The 15,654-nt window shown below is 74.8% G+C and carries 14 protein-coding genes, 1 pseudogene and 1 riboswitch; of the genes and pseudogenes, 4 read left to right on the top strand and 11 right to left on the bottom strand.

Annotated features, from left to right (window positions below; all coding sequences use genetic code 11):
• Positions 1-15: 15 nt before the first annotated feature.
• From ACIQFU_RS07085 to ACIQFU_RS07060, 6 genes are all read right to left on the bottom strand, one after another.
• On the bottom strand, positions 16-1,296 hold the full coding sequence (locus ACIQFU_RS07085) for a TRAP transporter large permease subunit (RefSeq protein WP_402549602.1): 1,281 nt from the start codon (positions 1,294-1,296) through the stop codon (positions 16-18).
• 3 nt (positions 1,297-1,299) lie between these two features.
• A complete protein-coding gene (locus ACIQFU_RS07080) occupies positions 1,300-1,932 on the bottom strand; it encodes a hypothetical protein (protein WP_402549600.1) in 633 nt (210 codons plus the stop codon).
• Positions 1,929-4,058: a hydantoinase/oxoprolinase family protein gene (locus ACIQFU_RS07075; protein ID WP_402549599.1), complete on the bottom strand. Its 2,130-nt coding sequence runs from the start codon at positions 4,056-4,058 to the stop codon at positions 1,929-1,931. The genes ACIQFU_RS07080 and ACIQFU_RS07075 overlap by 4 nt, the downstream gene beginning before the upstream one ends.
• 101 nt (positions 4,059-4,159) lie before the next feature.
• Complete coding sequence (locus tag ACIQFU_RS07070) at positions 4,160-5,758, bottom strand: FAD-dependent oxidoreductase (RefSeq protein WP_402549598.1); 1,599 nt, start codon at positions 5,756-5,758, stop codon at positions 4,160-4,162.
• Between the two features lie 52 nt (positions 5,759-5,810).
• Positions 5,811-6,917, bottom strand: coding sequence for a LacI family DNA-binding transcriptional regulator (locus ACIQFU_RS07065; RefSeq protein ID WP_402549597.1), 1,107 nt, complete (start codon positions 6,915-6,917; stop codon positions 5,811-5,813).
• A gap of 162 nt (positions 6,918-7,079) precedes the next feature.
• Entirely contained in the window at positions 7,080-7,622 is a 543-nt protein-coding gene (locus ACIQFU_RS07060) for a GNAT family N-acetyltransferase (RefSeq protein ID WP_402549595.1), read from the bottom strand.
• A gap of 308 nt (positions 7,623-7,930) precedes the next feature.
• Between ACIQFU_RS07060 and ACIQFU_RS07055 the strand changes: the two genes are divergently transcribed.
• Together ACIQFU_RS07055 and ACIQFU_RS07050 are read left to right on the top strand one after the other, a co-directional pair.
• Entirely contained in the window at positions 7,931-8,515 is a 585-nt protein-coding gene (locus ACIQFU_RS07055; RefSeq protein ID WP_402549594.1) for a sigma-70 family RNA polymerase sigma factor, read from the top strand.
• A complete protein-coding gene (locus ACIQFU_RS07050; RefSeq protein ID WP_402549592.1) occupies positions 8,515-9,267 on the top strand; it encodes an anti-sigma factor domain-containing protein in 753 nt (250 codons plus the stop codon). Before ACIQFU_RS07055 ends, ACIQFU_RS07050 begins: the two co-directional genes overlap by 1 nt.
• A 44-nt stretch (positions 9,268-9,311) precedes the next feature.
• Here the strand turns inward: ACIQFU_RS07050 and ACIQFU_RS07045 are convergent, their stop codons facing one another.
• From ACIQFU_RS07045 to ACIQFU_RS07030, 4 genes are read right to left on the bottom strand one after another with little or no spacing between them, the layout of a single operon-like run.
• Positions 9,312-10,127, bottom strand: coding sequence for a DUF1295 domain-containing protein (locus ACIQFU_RS07045; protein ID WP_402549591.1), 816 nt, complete (start codon positions 10,125-10,127; stop codon positions 9,312-9,314).
• Positions 10,124-11,446, bottom strand: a complete 1,323-nt coding sequence (locus ACIQFU_RS07040) for a class I SAM-dependent methyltransferase (protein ID WP_402549590.1) — start codon at positions 11,444-11,446, stop codon at positions 10,124-10,126. Before ACIQFU_RS07040 ends, ACIQFU_RS07045 begins: the two co-directional genes overlap by 4 nt.
• Positions 11,443-12,186, bottom strand: coding sequence for a DUF1365 domain-containing protein (locus tag ACIQFU_RS07035; RefSeq protein WP_402549588.1), 744 nt, complete (start codon positions 12,184-12,186; stop codon positions 11,443-11,445). Before ACIQFU_RS07035 ends, ACIQFU_RS07040 begins: the two co-directional genes overlap by 4 nt.
• Positions 12,183-13,466, bottom strand: coding sequence for an NAD(P)/FAD-dependent oxidoreductase (locus tag ACIQFU_RS07030; RefSeq protein ID WP_402549587.1), 1,284 nt, complete (start codon positions 13,464-13,466; stop codon positions 12,183-12,185). The genes ACIQFU_RS07035 and ACIQFU_RS07030 overlap by 4 nt, the downstream gene beginning before the upstream one ends.
• 176 nt (positions 13,467-13,642) lie before the next feature.
• Here ACIQFU_RS07030 and ACIQFU_RS07025 point away from each other — a divergent pair, with 176 nt between their 5' ends.
• Entirely contained in the window at positions 13,643-14,389 is a 747-nt protein-coding gene (locus ACIQFU_RS07025; protein WP_402549586.1) for an alpha/beta fold hydrolase, read from the top strand.
• 44 nt (positions 14,390-14,433) lie between these two features.
• Entirely contained in the window at positions 14,434-14,889 is a 456-nt protein-coding gene (locus ACIQFU_RS07020; protein WP_402549584.1) for a flavodoxin family protein, read from the top strand.
• Positions 14,890-14,905: 16 nt separating this feature from the next.
• On the opposite strand, the pseudogene ACIQFU_RS07015 reads toward ACIQFU_RS07020, so the two are convergent.
• Positions 14,906-15,381: pseudogene (locus ACIQFU_RS07015) on the bottom strand (iron chelate uptake ABC transporter family permease subunit); the annotation flags it as partial.
• A 34-nt stretch (positions 15,382-15,415) separates the two neighbouring features.
• A riboswitch (cobalamin riboswitch) is annotated at positions 15,416-15,602 on the bottom strand.
• Positions 15,603-15,654: the final 52 nt, after the last annotated feature.

Genomic DNA, 15,654 nt, shown 5'->3' with positions numbered 1-15,654 from the left:
GGGTGAGGGGGGATGTCACAGGTACAGGGCGGCGGTGACGCACATGCCGCCCAGGGCGACCAGCCACACGTAGGGCAGGGTGCGGACCATGACCTGCTGCGGACTGACACCCGCGTACTGCGCGGCCCACACGGTCTGGGTGCTGGTCGGGTCGGCGACGCCGAAGACCTGGTTGTACGAGGTGGCCATGCCGAGGACGGCGACGGCCGGGTAGATGCCGGTGGCGATCAGGACGCCCGCGATGCCCGCGCCGAGCCCGAACACGTTGAGCGGGCCGCGGTACAGGCACAGCGGTACCAGCACGGTGAAGACGACGACGAACAGCACCGGGTTCTGCGGGCTGACCGCCTTCATCAGCGGCTCCAGCGCGTCCACCGCACCGGGCAGCTTGACGGCCGCGAGCAGGATGCCGATCGCCACGAACAGGGCCAGCGGCGGCGCGGCCACCTCGAAGCCGCCGTACAGGGTGCGCAGCAGCCGCTTGTTCATCTCGCCGGGCCGGGTGGTGGTGACCAGCGCGTAGAGCACGCCGGCCAGCATCGAGGGGATGATGGCCACTTCCAGGCCGAGGGCCAGTACGAGCGGGATCACGGGGGCGAGCAGCGCGTACCAGGGTGCGTCGCCGAGGCGTTCGCGGCGCGGGGCCGGGCGGGCGGAGACCGACTTGAGGGACCAGGCGTGCTCGGTGCCGCGCCGCCGGTTCTCGATGACGACGTAGGCGACGGCGGCGACCAGGGCGAACGGGAACAGCTTCACCATGAAGCCGCGGACGGTGTCGACCGGCAGGTCGAGGGCGGTGGAGAAGAACTGCCAGACCGGCAGCTCGAAGGGGACGCCGACGGCGATGCCCATCAGCACCGTGCCCGCCGCGGTCACCTTGGGCACGCCGACGGCGACCATCGCGGGGATGCCGATGATGCCGGCCAGCATCGCGGCCGGCGCCGAGCCGGTGACGGTGCCGACGAGCGCCGACACGGCGAGGACACCGAGGGCGACGACGGTGGGCCGGTCGCCGCCGAACTCGACGATCTTGCGGACGAGGGTGCCGGCGATGCCGGTCTCGTCCAGCAGCTTCCCGAGCCAGGAGCCGAGGATGATGGCGACCATCGTCGCCGCGAGCGCCGGGGCGCCCTCCTGGAGCACCGTGTCCAGGACACTGTTCTTTCCGGTCAGGGGCGCACCGGAGAGGAAGGCGATGACCACGGCCAGCAGCACCAGCGCGAAGGCCGTGGGGAGCTTGCGGGTGAGCATCGCGGCGACACCGGCCGCCATGACGAGGAGGATGACGACACCCATGGGTCAGTTCTCTCTTCTTGCGTGGCGTGCGGGTGGCGGGGTGTCCCCGGCGACGGTCCGGGTACGGGACTCGCTCTCGGCGGCCAGGGCCGCGGTCAGCAGCAGGGGGCTGCGGCCGAGTCCGCAGACGGTTCGGGCGTAGGCGTGGGCGGCCACCTCCTCGGCCCCGGCGACATGACCGGGGACGCGCAGCCGGCCCAGGCGTAGGGCGCTGTGTCCGAGGGCGCGCTTCAGGGCCGCCTTCGCGGGGCCGTGGTGGAGGTGGACGTGCACCGCCTCGTGGGCGAGCGCGGCCGCCCGTACGGAGCCGGGCGGGTACCAGTCGCGCCAGCCCCGGGCGTCGACGACCCGTTCGGCGAGTTCGATCGTGTCGGTGTACAGCTCGACGGTGGGTGGTCTGGAGCTGTACCGGGCGAGCAGCCCCAGCTGCAGACCGCCGTCGCGCTCCACGACCCTCGCCTCGCACCGGACGGGCGCGAGCGCGGCACCGAACGCGTCGGCCGCCCGCGCCCACCGGCGCAGCAGCCCCGGGTCGCGGTGTTCGTGGGTCGGGGTGGCGGCCAGCAGCCGCACGGCCCATCCGATGTCGTCGGTGGCGGCGAGACCGTCCGTCACCGGTGCCGGTGACCCGTTCATTCGCGCACCTCCAGTACGGCGACCACCGGTTCGTCGGCGGCGCGGGAGCGCAGCTCGCTGCGGGCGAGGGCGAGCAGCGGCTGCGGGTCCAGGACGCCGGAGAGGTCGGCGATGCGGGAGCCGAGCAGCAGCCGCACGGCGGGGGCGCGGACGCCTCCGTCGCCGTAGGAGGTGTGCTCGGCGACCAGCTTGGCGAGCACCTCGGGGGCGGCGGCGACGGTGGTCGCCTCGACCCGGGCGTCGGGGGCGTGGTGGCGGACGACCCCGTCGGCGTCGACGACCCGCACCGGGTGGCGGACGGGCCGGAAGCGCCGGTGGACCTCGGTGCCGTACACGGTGTGCGCGGGGGTGCCGGCGAGGACGTGCACGTGCGACGGGTCGGTCTTCAGGCTGGTGGCGGCCAGGCGCAGCCGCTCCGCGTCGTCGGCCCGGTGGGAGCGGTCCTGGGTGCGCAGTTCGGTGGCACCGGTGGCGACGGCGCGTACGACGTTGGTCTGCGGGTCGACGGTGACCTCGACCTCGACGCCGTCGGCGGCGGCACCCTGTCCGACCACGGCGCTCTCGGCCTCGGCGCGCACGGCGAGGATCTGTTCCTGGGTGGCGCCGGGCACGATCCGCTCGACCTGCTCGCGGACCAGGGCGAGGGCGACGCCGATGGGACTGATGACCTCGCTGTGCCGCGCGATCCGGCCGGTCATCTCGGAGCGGGCGGCCAGGTGCGGCGTGACGGACGCGGCGCCGCCGCCCCCGCCGACCAGGACGGCGGTGTCGGTGTCGAGGCGGTACTCGCGTACGAGGTCGTCCACGACGGACTTCACCTGGTCGGTGCCCGCGTCCAGGAGCCGGGCGGCCGCGGTGTCCACGTCGGTGCCGAGCGCGGCGGCGAGCGGCGCCAGCGCGGCGCGGGCGGTGTCCGGGTCGGCGTGCGCGAAGTCGCCCTCCGGCACTCGGCCGAGCGCGTTGGCGGCGCAGGTCATGGTGAGGGCGAACCTGCCGCCGGCCGCGTCGAGGACGGCGTAGTCGCCGGGGTCGCCGGGCAGCGGGCTGATGGTGGACAGCCTCGCGTCCCGCAGGTCGGCCGGGTCGGCGTAACAGGCGTACGGGAGACCGGCGATGTGCGCGCTGCGCGGCCCGGCGCCGGTGACCCGGCCGCCCGCGACCCGGACCATGGAGCCGCCGCCGACGCCGACGGTGCGCACGTCCAGGGCGTTGAGGTAGGAGGTCCGGCCGAGCAGCACGGCGTGCCGCACGGCGACCTTGCCGCGCTTGACGACGCTGATGTCGGTCGAGGTGCCGCCGGTCTCCAGGAACACTCCCTCGCTGACGCGTTCCTGCATGAGCGCCCCGGCGACCCCGGCGGCCGGCCCGGACAGCACGGTCAGCAGGGGCCTGCGCCGCATCTCGTCCAGGGACATCACTCCCCCGTCGCAGCGCATCACCATCAGCGGCGCGGTGACGCCCGCCTTGGTGATGGAGGCGTCGACGAGGTCGGCGGTGGCCAGCATGCGCGGCAGGATCGCCGCGTTGACGACGGCGGTGCGGGTGCGTTTGCGCAGGCCGTACAGGGAGGTGATCTCGTGCGCGGCGGTGGTCGGCAGGCCGGTGGTGCGGGCCGCGTCGGCGACCGCCTCCTCGCCCTCGGGCCGGTCGACGCCGAAGGGTTCGCTGGCCACCAGGGCCTGGGCTCCCGCGGCGGTGAGCTGTTCGACGGCGGCCCGTACGGCGGGGGCGTCCTCGGGGTCGGACACGTGCGCGTAGTGCAGCGGCAGCCGTTTGCCGGGGGTGAGTTCGAGCTTGGCGAGGGTGGCGAGCCGGCGGGTGAAGTACGTGCCGCCGCCGGTGCCGATGCCGAGCAGGCCGACGGTGGCGACGTCGCCCTCCAGCAGGGCGTTGGTAGCCTGGGTCGTGCCGTGCGCCAGGAAGGCCACGTCGGCGGGGTCGTGTCCGGTCTGCGTCAGCAGCCGGTCGAGCGCCTCGACGATGCCGTGCGCGACACCGTCCTCGTGATGGTGGCTCGTGGGGACCTTCACCTGGCCCACGAGCCTGAGCGTCGTGGCGTCGACCGCCACGGCGTCGGTGAAGGTTCCGCCCACGTCGATGCCGACGCGGATGCGGTGGGTGGTCATGTCCGGGCACCTCCTTGTGCTGGGTCGGTCCGCACGCGGGCGGTCACCGGGCGGGGCAGGTGGTGCTGCCCCGCCCGAACTCGCGCCGCGCGCGGGGTGGTTCAGTAGCCCCTGACGTCGGGCCAGTGACGCTGTACGCCGTCGCGGTCGAGCACTCCGGCGAACGCCTCGAACCTCTTGTCCTCGGCCTGCACCTGGTGCGGTTCGACGCCCTCGGCGAGGCAGTGTGCGGCGAGGGCTCCGGCGACCTCGCCGATGTTCCACTCCACCGGGTGCAGCCGGTAGCAGCCGTTGGTGATGTGGGTGGTGCCGAGGTTCTTGCCGGCCGGGAGCAGGTTGCGCACCCGGCGCGGCACGAGGGCGCCGAGCGGTATCTCGAAGGGCACGGAGCCGATGTCCACGTAGCCGTCGCCGCCCGTGGAGGGGTGCAGGTCGATGCGGTAGTTGCCGACGCCCACGGAGTCGCGGTGACGGGTGCGGCCGTAGGGGCCGATCAGGTCGATGGCCACGTCGTGCTCGGTGACGGTGGTGACGGCCTTGATCCGGCGGGACTCGCGGACGTAGGCCGCCTTGGCGAGGCCGTCGGCGGTGCCCATCACGTCGGGGCGCGGGCGCAGTCCGGGGAAGCCGGTGCCGCCGTCCGCGCGGGGCGCCTCGGTCTGCAGCCAGTACAGCACCGACAGGGACAACTGGCGTGCCTCGCGCAGGGCTTCGGCCTCCTCGCCGATGTAGGGCCTCAGCCAGTAGTCGTTCAGCGGCCAGTTGACGAGGGTGATGTCGGAGTCGAAGGCGCCGTCGGTGTGCAGCTTGCGGGCGAGGATGCGCCTGAATCCCCACAGTTCCTTGTCGCCCGCGTCGGCGCTCTGGTCGGCGTTGACGGCGAGCGGGTCGAGGTCGGGGTTGGGTACGAAGGTGCGCGGCACCGGTTCGAGGGTGCGCGGGTCGGGGGCCTCGAAGCCGAGCAGCGGGCCGGGCCAGAAGTCGGGTTTGTAGTCGCGCCAGAAGCCGTAGTCGGCGGGACGGTCGATCGTGTGGTCCTCGCCCTCGTGGTGGGAGAGGGCGAAGCAGACGGTGATGCCCTGCTGGTTGCCCGGCTGGGCCCGGTCGGGGGCGTGCGGTTCGTCGAACTCGGCCCGGGACTCGGCGCCGTTGACGTGCTCGACGCCGGCGAGGTGGAGCAGTTCGCCGGTCTCGGTGGCGTCCAGGACGTAGCGGGCGGGGACGGTGCGGCGGGTGCCGTCGCGGAGGTCCTCCAGGGTGACGGCGCGGACGACATCGTTGTCGGTCTCGGCGGCCACCGGACGGTGCTCGGTGAGGACGGTGAGCCGGCCGGCCGCCCGGTGCGGGGCGAGCATGCCCTCCAGGACGGCGAGGGCGACGCGCGGCTCGTGGCAGAGCTTGCTGACCCGGCCGGCGCCCGGGTTGAGGTCGGTCAGGGCGGCGGCCTCGGCGCGCAGCGGGTACCACTGGCGGTAGTACTGGCGGATGCCCTCGCGCAGCCGTCGGTAGGCGGCGGTGGTGCCGAACTGTTCGACCCACGGGTGCTCGTCGGGCGGTACGGCCTGGCTGGTGAGCTGGCCGCCGATCCAGTCCGTCTCCTCGGTCAGGACGACGCTGCGGCCGGCCCGGCAGGCGGCGAGCGCCGCGGCTACGCCGCCGAGGCCGCCGCCGACGACGAGGATGTCGGGTTCCGGTATCACGCTGCTGCTCCTTAGGTGGTGCGGTCGGTTCTGTGGGTGGTGGGCGGTGGATTCAGGGGCCGGACGGGGGGCCCGCGGTGGCGCCGGGCCGGAAGGCGCAGGCGACGAGGGTGCCGACGGCGGGCCCGCCCGCGATGCGTGCGGCGAGCAGCCGTACGGCCTCGGCGCCCAGCGCGGGGCGCGGGATGTCGAAGCCCATGGGCACCGGCCCGTCCGCGAGGTCGGCGGGCGGGCTGCCGAGCAGTGCGAGGGACACCTCCCCGGGACAGTCCAGGCCCGCGTCGTCCACGGCGGCGCGCAGGGCGCGCCAGGCGGCGCCGGTGTCGGTCTCCTCGGCGACGAAGGCGGTGACGCCGTCGGCCGCCCAGGCCCGGACCCGGTCGGCGGTGAGGTCGCGGCGCGGGTCCGCGGAGCGGAAGACGGCCTCGGGTCCGGCGGGCAGTCCACTCGCCGAGAGCCCGTCCAGGAAGCCGCGTTCGCGGTCGGTGGAGGCGGGCGCGTCGTCGTCCTCGCGGACGAGGAGGACACGGCGGTGACCGAGCCGGGAGAGGGCGCCGACGACCTCGCGGCTGGCGCTGACGTAGTCGGCGCCGACCCAGGCGAGGCCGTCCGGCTCGTCGCGCCGGCCCACGTGGACGACCGGGAAGTCGTCGGCCACCAGGCGGCGCAGTTCGTCCGCGGGGGCGTGGCGGCCCAGGAAGAGGCAGCCGTCCGCCAGCCGCACCCGGTTGAGGGCGCCGGCTCCGCCCGCCCCCGCTCCCCCGGTGCTCGACCCGGTGAACAGCACCAGGTCGTAGCCCTGCGCGGCGGCCTCCTGCTCCACCCCGACAAGGAAGGGGTAGTACGAGTGCCGCACGTCGGTCGGGAAGGTGGCGGTGAAGCTGAAGACGCCGACCAGGTTGTTGCGGGCGGCGGCGAGGCGGCTGGCGGCCGGGTCGGGTACGTAGCCGAGGCTTCGGGCGGCGTCCAGGACCTTCGCCCGGGTCTCCGCCGAGATCGGCCGCCCGGTCGCGATGTCGCGCCCGGAGAGCACCAGGGACACCGTCGCCTGCGAGACACCGGCGAGCCCGGCCACCTCCGCCTGCCTCGGCCGGGCTCGCCGGCCGGCCGGCGCGGGGGCCCTCCCCGGCCTCGCCCGCCCTGCGGCTTCCTTCGCCACCGCCACTCCTCTCCGTCGCTCCGCCGTCAGTGTTAATGCGCATTACCTAATGCGCATTAACCAGTAATGTGAAGGACCGCGGGCGGCGGGTCAAGGGGTTGCGCCGAGGAAAACCTTGTGGGGGCTGCGGGACGATCTCCCGCAGCCCCCACGGGTGCCGGGTCAGATGCCGAACGGCGCCGCGTAGCGGACGGTGCCGGAGGGCAGCGGGTGGGCGGCGTCCAGGGTGAGGGCCATCAGGGCCTCGTCCGGGACGTCGACGGTCAGCCCGATGCCGTGGGCCGAGGCCCTGGTGAAGCCGAAGCGCGGGTAGTACTCGGGGTGCCCGAGGACCACGACGTGGTGCTCGCCGAGGCGCTCGGCCGCGCGGAGGGCGGCCCGGACGGCGGCCGAACCGGCACCGGTGTTCTGGTGCTCGGGCCGGACGGCGACGGGGGCCAGGCACAGCGCCGGGCGGTCCCCGATGTGGCAGCGGGTCAGCAGGGCGTGGCCGACCGGGCGGTCGGCGTCGTCCACGGCGACGAGGGACAGGCCCTCGATCCACGCCCCGGGGTCGGCGCGCAGCGCGTCGACGAGGAAAGCCTCGTCCGGGGTGGGGAAGGCGGCCCGGACGATGTCGCGGACGACCTCGGCATCGGCACCGGTCTCGGTGCGGGTGGCCCAGGAACGAGGACGGGAGTGAGAGCGGGAACGAGACGAAGACATGACGGGACTGGAGTCCTTTTCGGGTGTGCGTACGGGGGATGCGGGGTCAGGCCGCCGCTCGGGACGCGAGGGAGATCCGGGCGCCGCGAAGGACGGCGTCGAGCACGGTCATCGACCTCACCTCCCGGTTCTTCCCGCTCCCATGGAGCCCGGTACGCACGCGGACGGCGGCCACTCTACCCGTGGGAGGGTGTGCGTCGGGCGGGGTCACCGCGACTTCCCGGGGCCCGGGACCAATCCGCGGTCCGCGCGGCCCCGGATTACGCGGGGGCATCCCCGCCCGTCGCACGTTCTTTGGAGCAACCGTCGTGAAGGAAGCCGTACACATCGGCAGAAATCCATCGTCCCAACCCGATCTGCAGCAGCTGATCCGGGAGGTGGCCCTGGGCGATCAGGACTCCTTCGCCGCCGTGTACGACGCGGTGGCGGGGTCCGTGCTCGGGGCCGCCCGGGCGGTGCTGCGCGACCGGGCGCAGTCGGAGGAGGTCGCGCAGGAGGTGCTGGTGGAGGTGTGGCGCACGGCGCCCCGCTACCGGCCGGAGCGCGGCACGGTGGTCAACTGGATCCTGACTCTGGCCCACCGCCGGGCCGTGGACCGGGTGCGGTCGGTGGAGGCGGCCGCGGCCCGTGACCACAAGGCCGCCCTGCTCGACCGGACGCCGGAGTACGACGAGGTGACCGAGCAGGTCGAGACCCGGCTGGAGCGGGAGCAGGTGCGGCGCTGTCTGCGCACCCTGACCGACATCCAGCGCCAGTCCGTGACCCTCGCCTACTACCGCGGCCTGACCTACCGGCAGGTGGCCGAGGCGCTGGCGCTCCCGCTCGGCACGGTCAAGACGCGGCTGCGCGACGGTCTCATCCGGCTCCGTGACTGCCTGGGGGTGAACGCGTGATGCGCACCGAGGACCTGCACAGCCTGACGGGCGCCTACGCCCTGCACGCCCTGCCCGACGACGAGCGGGACGCTTTCGAACGCCATCTGCCGCACTGCGCCTCCTGTGAGCAGGAGACCCGGGAGTTCGCCGCCGCGACGGCCCGGCTGGGGCTGGCCGCGACCGTCGTGCCCGCCCCGGCGCTCAAGGACCGGGTGCTGCACCGCGTCACCACCGTGCGCCAGGTCCCGCCGGGCGGCGGCACCGTGGACAGGGCACTGCGCGTCGTGCCCCGCGGGCGCGGACTGGCCCGCTGGGCGCTGGCCGCCTGCCTGGCCGCGGCTGCGGGCCTCGGCGGTACGGCGGTGTGGCAGTACGAGCGCGCGCAGGACGCCGGGGAGCGGGCCGCGCAGGCCGAGCGGCGGGCCGAGACCCTCGCCGGGGTGCTGGCCGCACCGGACGCGGAGTCCCGTACGGCGCGGCTGGCCGGCGGGGCGAGCGGGACGCTGGTCGTCTCGGAGCGGCAGGACCGTGCGGTGTTCCTGGCCTCGGGCATGGCCGAGCCGCCGAGCGGCAAGGTGTACCAGCTCTGGTTCGACGACCACGGCACGATGCGCCCGGCGGGTCTGATGGATGCCGGCAGCACCAGTCAGGCGGTGCTGCTGGAGGGTGCCGTCGACGGTGCGGCGGGCGTGGGCGTCACGGTCGAGCCGGCCGGCGGGTCGAAGCAGCCGACCTCCGACCCGGTCGCACTGCTGGGCATGCCGGCCTGACCGGGTGTGAGGGCCGCGGCCCTCACACCCCGCGCACCCGGTCCCTACACGGACCGGCGCGGCGGCAGCGGGAAGAAGCCGCTGGTGCGCGCCGTGTACTCGGCCCACCCCGGCCGGTCCGCCATGTGCCGTTCCAGCAGCCGTTTCCCGCTGCCGCCGATCAGCAGGTACGTCATCACCAGCGGGGAGACGACGGACACCGCGGCGGCGGCGGGGCCCGCGTCGCAGGCGATCAGGTACAGGCCCCACCAGACACAGAAGTCGCCGAAGTAGTTGGGGTGCCGGGTCCAGCTCCACAGTCCGCGGTCCATGACGCGCCCCCGGTTGGCCGGGTCGGCCTTGAACCGGGCCAGCTGCGCGTCCCCCACGGCCTCGAAGGCCAGCCCCACCGCCCATACGGCCGCCCCCGCCCAGGCCAGGACCGACGGCGCCCCCGGCGCGTACGAGGCGGCCTGCACCGGCAGCGACACCAGCCACACCAGGCCGCCCTGGAGCAGGTAGACCATGCGCAGGGCGTAGAGGTTCCGGTTGCCGCGGGCCTTGCCGAGCATGGCGTCGTAGCGCGGGTCCTCCCCGTGGCCCCGGCCGCGCCGGGCGATGTGCACGGCCAGCCGCACGCCCCATACGACGGTCGGGACCCCGACCAGTGCCCGGCGCCCCGCGTCGCCCTCCCCGCCCGCCGCCGCGACCGCGCAGCCGACGACGGCGACGGCGGCGAAGCCGAGGCCCCAGGCCACGTCCACCACCCGGTGCACGCCCTTGCGCACGGCGACGGCGAAGGTGGCCAGCATGACGGCGAACGCGGCCGCCGCGGCCCAGCCGAGACCGGAGGCGAACGCGCCCCACGGGAGGCCGTTCACGGGCGGTCCGGCCGCTCGTACCGCTCCCCCGGCGTGGCGGGGCCCTCCTTGGTGAACAGGTACTGCTGGACGTCGAGATAGGCGGCGCGGAAGCCCGCCTCGGAGTAGGCGAGGTAGAAGGTCCACAGGCGTCGGAAGGTCTCGTCGAAGCCGAGGGCGTCCACCTCGTCGGCGCGCTCGGTGAACCTTTCGCGCCACAGCCGCAGCGTCTCGGCGTAGTGCGCGCCGTAGGCGTCGCGGCGGGCGAGGCGCAGGCCGGTGTGGTCGCGGACCGTCCTCTCCATCGCGTCGGTGGAGGGGATCAGGCCGCCGGGGAAGACGTACTTCTGGATCCAGGTGTGGGTGTGGCGGGCGGCGAGCATGCGGTCGTGCGGCATGGTGATGGCCTGGAGGGCGGCCCGGCCGCCGGGGGCGAGGCGCTCGTCGAGGGTGCGGAAGTAGACCGGCCAGAACTCGGCGCCGACGGCCTCGATCATCTCGACGCTGACGATCGCGTCGTAGGTGCCCTTCTCCTCGCGGTAGTCGCGCAGTTCGACCCGGATCCGGTCGGCGAGGCCCGCCTCGCGGGCGCGTTCGAGGGCACGGTCGCGCTGTTCGCGGGAGAGGGTGAGGGAGGTGACGTCGGCGCCGCGGGCGGCGGCGCGCAGGGCGAGTTCGCCCCAGCCGGTGCCGATCTCCAACAGCCGGGTGCCGTCGCCGGTCCCGGCGAGGTCGAGCAGTCGGTCGATCTTGCGCTGCTGGGCGGCGGCGAGGGACTCGCGGCGGGCCGGGAAGCCGAGGAATACGGCCGAGGAGTAGCTGAGGGTGTCGTCCAGGAAGAGGGCGAACAGGTCGTTGGACAGGTCGTAGTGGCTGCTGATGTTGTCCCGCGCGCCCTCGGGCGTGTTGCGCCGGGCGGCGGGCTGCCGCTGGTGCCACAGGCCGCGCAGCCGCTGGAGCGGGGCGGGGACCAGGCCGGCCGCGTCGGCGGCGAGCACGGTGAGGGCGCCGACCAGGTCGGGGGCGTCCCACTCGCCGGCCATGTAGGACTCGCCGAAGCCGATGAGGCCCTGGGCGCCGATCCGCCCGTGGAAGGCGTCGGGGTCGTGGACCTCGACCAGCGGACCGCCGAGCCCGACGGTGTCGCCGCCGGCGAAGCGGACCCGCAGCGGCAGCCGGTGCAGTGCGCGGCGTACGACGGCGGCGGCGGTGGCGCGGCGGGCCCACGAGGTCCGGGGCGGGGCGGCGACGTCGGGCCGGCGGGGCGGGTCGACCGGTGTGCCGCTGCCCGACGGGACGGGTGTGGCAGCGGCGGGGTTCGGGTGGTGGGTTGCGGTCATGTCGCTTTCTCCGTGGTGCGGTGACTCGGGCGCGGCTGGACGGGCAGGCCGCGCAGGTGGAGGCGGATGCCGTGCCCGCGGATGCCGGCCGACACCGCGAGGGTCGACCAGGGGTGCCGCAGCGCGAGCCGCAGGAGGTTGGCGGGGGTCGCCTCCCGCCGGGTGCCCCGTACGGTCGCGGTGAACGGCCGGGCGCCGGGGCGGTCCAGGCGCACGGTCAGGTCGAGGCGGTCGGCGGGCAGCGGGAGCCGCATGCGGTAGGCGCCGTCGACGGGGAGGAACGGCGAGACGTAGAAGTCCTTGGCCACGTGTGCGACGCCCGCCTCGTCGGGGTGCAGCAGGTAGGTGTGGCGTTCGCCGTAGGTGTTGTGCACCTCGGCGACCACGCAGCGCGGGGTGCCGTCGGGGCCGTGACACCAGTACAGGGTCAGCGGGTTGAAGACGTGTCCGAGGACGCGGGCGTGCGTGAGCATCAGCACCCGGCCGCCCTCCAGGTCGACGCCGCGGGTGGCGAGGAAGCGCTCCAGGCCCGCGCGCAGTGAGGGGGCGTCGCCGGTGAGGTGGTCGCGGGCACGGAAGCCGGCCAACGGGCGCAGCGGGCGCGGAAGTCCGGGCAGGTGGTCGAGGTCGACGAGCCACATGTAGGTGCGGTGGCGCAGCGTGTACCGGACCGGGTCGAGGCGTACGTGCCCGATCTCGCACGGGTAGAGACCGGGACGTGCTGTCGGGGCCGGGGTCACCAGGTCACTCCGAGGGACGCGGCGGCCTGGACCCCCGAGCGGCAGCCGTCCTCGTGGAAGCCCCAGCCGTGGTAGGCACCGGCGTAGGCCGTGACCGGGGTGCGCAGTTCGGGCAGGCGCCGCTGGGCGGCGACCGACTCGGGGGTGTAGACGGGGTGTTCGTAGGTCATCCGGGCCAGTACCCGGCCGGGGTCGACGCGGTCCCCGCCGCCGAGCGTGACGACGTAGGTGTCGGCGGCGTCGAGGCGCTGCAGCCGGTTCATGTCGTAGCTGACCCGGACCCGGTCGGCGCCGGCGTCACAGGCCGGCATGAGGTAGTTCCAGGAGGACCGGGCTCCGCGCGAGCGCGGCAGCAGCGCGGTGTCGGTGTGGAGGAGGGTGGCGTTGCGGGAGTACCGGAAGGCGCCGAGTACCTCCTTCTCGTCGGGCGTCGGGTCGGCCAGCAACTCCAGTGCCCGGTCCGGGTGGACGGCGACGACGAGGTGGTCGTAGGTGTCGGTGGTGCCGTCGGCCGCGGTGACGTCCACGCCGTCCGCGTGCCGGGTCACCGAGCGGACCGGGGCGCCGGTGCGCACGTCGGGCAGCCGCTCGGCGATGCGGTCGACGTAGGAGCGGGAGCCGCCGGTGACCGTGCGCCACACCGGGGAGCCGCCAACGGCGAGCATGCCGTGGTGGTGCAGGAAGCGGAACAGGTAGGCGGCCGGGTAGCGCAGGGCGGTGGCGGCGTCGCAGGACCAGACGGCGGAGACCACGGGCGTCATGAAGTGGGCGCGGAAGTACGGCGAGAAGCCCTCGCGGTCCAGGAACTCGCCGAGCGTCGGGGCCCGGTCGGCCGCACCGCCGTCGAGCAGCCTGCGGGCGGCGCGGTGGAACCGGGGCACCTGCGCGAGCAGGCGCAGGTAGGGGACGTGCAGGGCGTTGCGCGGGCGGGCGAGCAGTCCGGCGGGGCCGCGGGCGCCGGCGTACTCGAGACCGCAGCCCTCGCACCGCACCGACATGCTCATCTCCGACTCCTGCGTGGCCACCCCGAGTTCGTCGAAGAGGCGCAGCAGGTTCGGGTAGGTGCGGCGGTTGTGCACGATGAACCCCGAGTCGACCCGGTGGACGCGGCCGTCGGGGGCCGTCAGGTCGTGGGTGTGGGCGTGCCCGCCGAGGCGGTCGTCGGCTTCGTAGAGGGTGACGCGATGCGCGCGGCCCAGTACGTACGCGGCGGTCAGGCCCGCCACTCCGCTGCCGACGACGGCGGTGCGACGTGCGGCCTCCCCTGCTGCTCGCGGCATTTCGCTGCTCCTCCACCCCACTGTGATCAACGCTTGCGTGGGTAATCCGGAGCCGGGGGGCGTGCGGATTGGAGCGGGTTGCGGACCGCCACCAGTCCGGGGGCGGCCCGGCAACGGATCACCTGGGACGGGCGGGGCCCGGGGAGAACAAGGCAGCGGAAGGGAAGAGGACGGGCATGAGCATGGGCATGGGCGTCGAGCACGATCCGTCGACGGAGGGCGCGCTGCGGGTGCGGCGACGGCCGCACCGGACGCGGGCCGCCGTGCTGGTACTGCACGGCGGCCGGGCCCGGAGCCGCAGCGCGGCACGGCCCTGGCAGCTCGCGGCGCTGCGGATGCACCCGTTCCTGCGGTCGCTGGCGGCGGTCTCCGGCCACGACGACGTGCTCCTCGCCCGGGTTCGTTACCGCAGCCGCGGCTGGAACGGGGGCGCCGCGGAGCCGCTGCGGGACACCCGACGCGCCCTTGAGGAGCTGCACGGCCTCGTCGGTGACGTGCCGGTGGTCCTGCTCGGCCACTCCATGGGCGGCCGGGCGGCCCTGCGCGCGGCGGACGCCGACGGGGTACGCGGCGTGGTGGCCCTGGCGCCCTGGTGCCCGCCGGGCGAGCCCGTCGCCCAGCTGCGCGGCCGGGACGTGCTCCTTCTGCACGGCGACCGCGACCGCGTCACGGACCCCGCCGAGTCCGTCGCGTACGTCTCCCGGGCCCGCGCGGCCGGGGCCCGGGCGGGCATGCTGCTCATGGCGGACGGCGACCACGCCATGCTCCGCCACCACGCCCGCTGGCACCGCACCGCGACCGCTGCCGTCGCCCACCTGATCGCGCCGAAAGCGGCACCTTCCGAGCAGTTCGACCGGGCCTTCGCGGCCGGGCCGCCGGTGCGAGCAGGGCGTCGGCCAAGGCGGACCTCCCGGCTGCCGTAGTGTCCCGTTTGCGGTCGGAGGGTGCCGGGCGGCAGGCTGCCGGTGTGGCCACTTTGCTGATCGTGCATCACACGCCGTCGCCCAACTGCCAGGCGATGCTGGAGTCCGTCGTGTCCGGGGCGAGCGCGCCCGAGATCGAGGGGGTGAGGGTGGTCCGGCGGGCGGCCCTGGCGGCCACGGCCGTCGACGTGCTGGAGGCCGACGGGTTCCTGCTCGGCACTCCGGCCAACCTGGGCTACATGTCGGGTGCGCTCAAGCACTTCTTCGACCAGGTCTACTATCCCTGCCTGGACGAGACGCGTGGCCGTCCCTTCGGTTACTACGTCCACGGGGGCAGCGACACCACCGGCGCGGTGCGCGGCATCGAGTCGGTCGCGACCGGCCTCGGCTGGCAGCGTGCGGCGCCCGCGGTGACCGTGGCCGGTGAGCCCGGCAAGGCCGACCTGCGGGCCTGCTGGGAACTGGGGGCCACCCTCGCCGCCGGCCTGATGGAGGACTGATCCCCGGGCCTTTTCGGCCCGGCGACCGCCGGCTGAGCAGCAGCACCAGCGCGAAGGAGCAGACCGCCCCGGCGAAGGCCCCGCCCGGGACGGACAGCGCACCGCCGCCCACACCGGGCACGACGACCAGGACGGCGCCGGTCGAGGCGCCCGAAGAGACGCCCAGCACGAAGGGGTCGGCGAGCGGGTTGCGCAGCAGGGCTGGAGCACGGCCCCGCACACGGCGAGTCCGGCGCCGCACACCGCGGCGAGGAGGGTGCGCGGCAGCCGCAGGTCCCAGACGACCCCGTCACGCAGCGGGGAGACGTCCCCGGCGGCGGTGCCGGCGCCGAGATGGGCGGCGATCACGGACCACACGTCGGCGACGCCGATGTCCGCCGGACCGATGGTGACGGCGACGGCCACGGAGGCGCACAGGGCGACGACCCCGGCCGCCGCCCACGCCAGGGGCGTGCGGCGGGCAAGGAGGATCCACTGGCGTCGAGGGCTCATGCGCGAAGCCCGTCCGTACGATGCGGCCCGCGCCGCACGCGGCACGGGTGCCAGCAGGTCTTCGGACTCGGGTTCGACCGGGCGGAACGCCTTCCCGGACGGCCTGCGCCGCCCAGTGGCCCGTGCTCCGCCCGTCCCCCTCACCGCTGCGCGTCAGTTCCGGATTCGCACCGGATTCCCTGACCCACCAGGTGAGTTCGACTGGCCTGCGCCGGCTACCACAGGGCCGCCGAGCCCCCGGGGAGCGGGCCACTGCCCGACCCGCTCCCCGGG

The organism is Streptomyces sp. NPDC093065, from assembly GCF_044754585.1.
Lineage (GTDB): Bacteria > Actinomycetota > Actinomycetes > Streptomycetales > Streptomycetaceae > Streptomyces.
The sequence above is the reverse complement of the archived record's forward strand: the minus strand, read 5'-3'. Positions and strand labels throughout refer to the sequence as shown.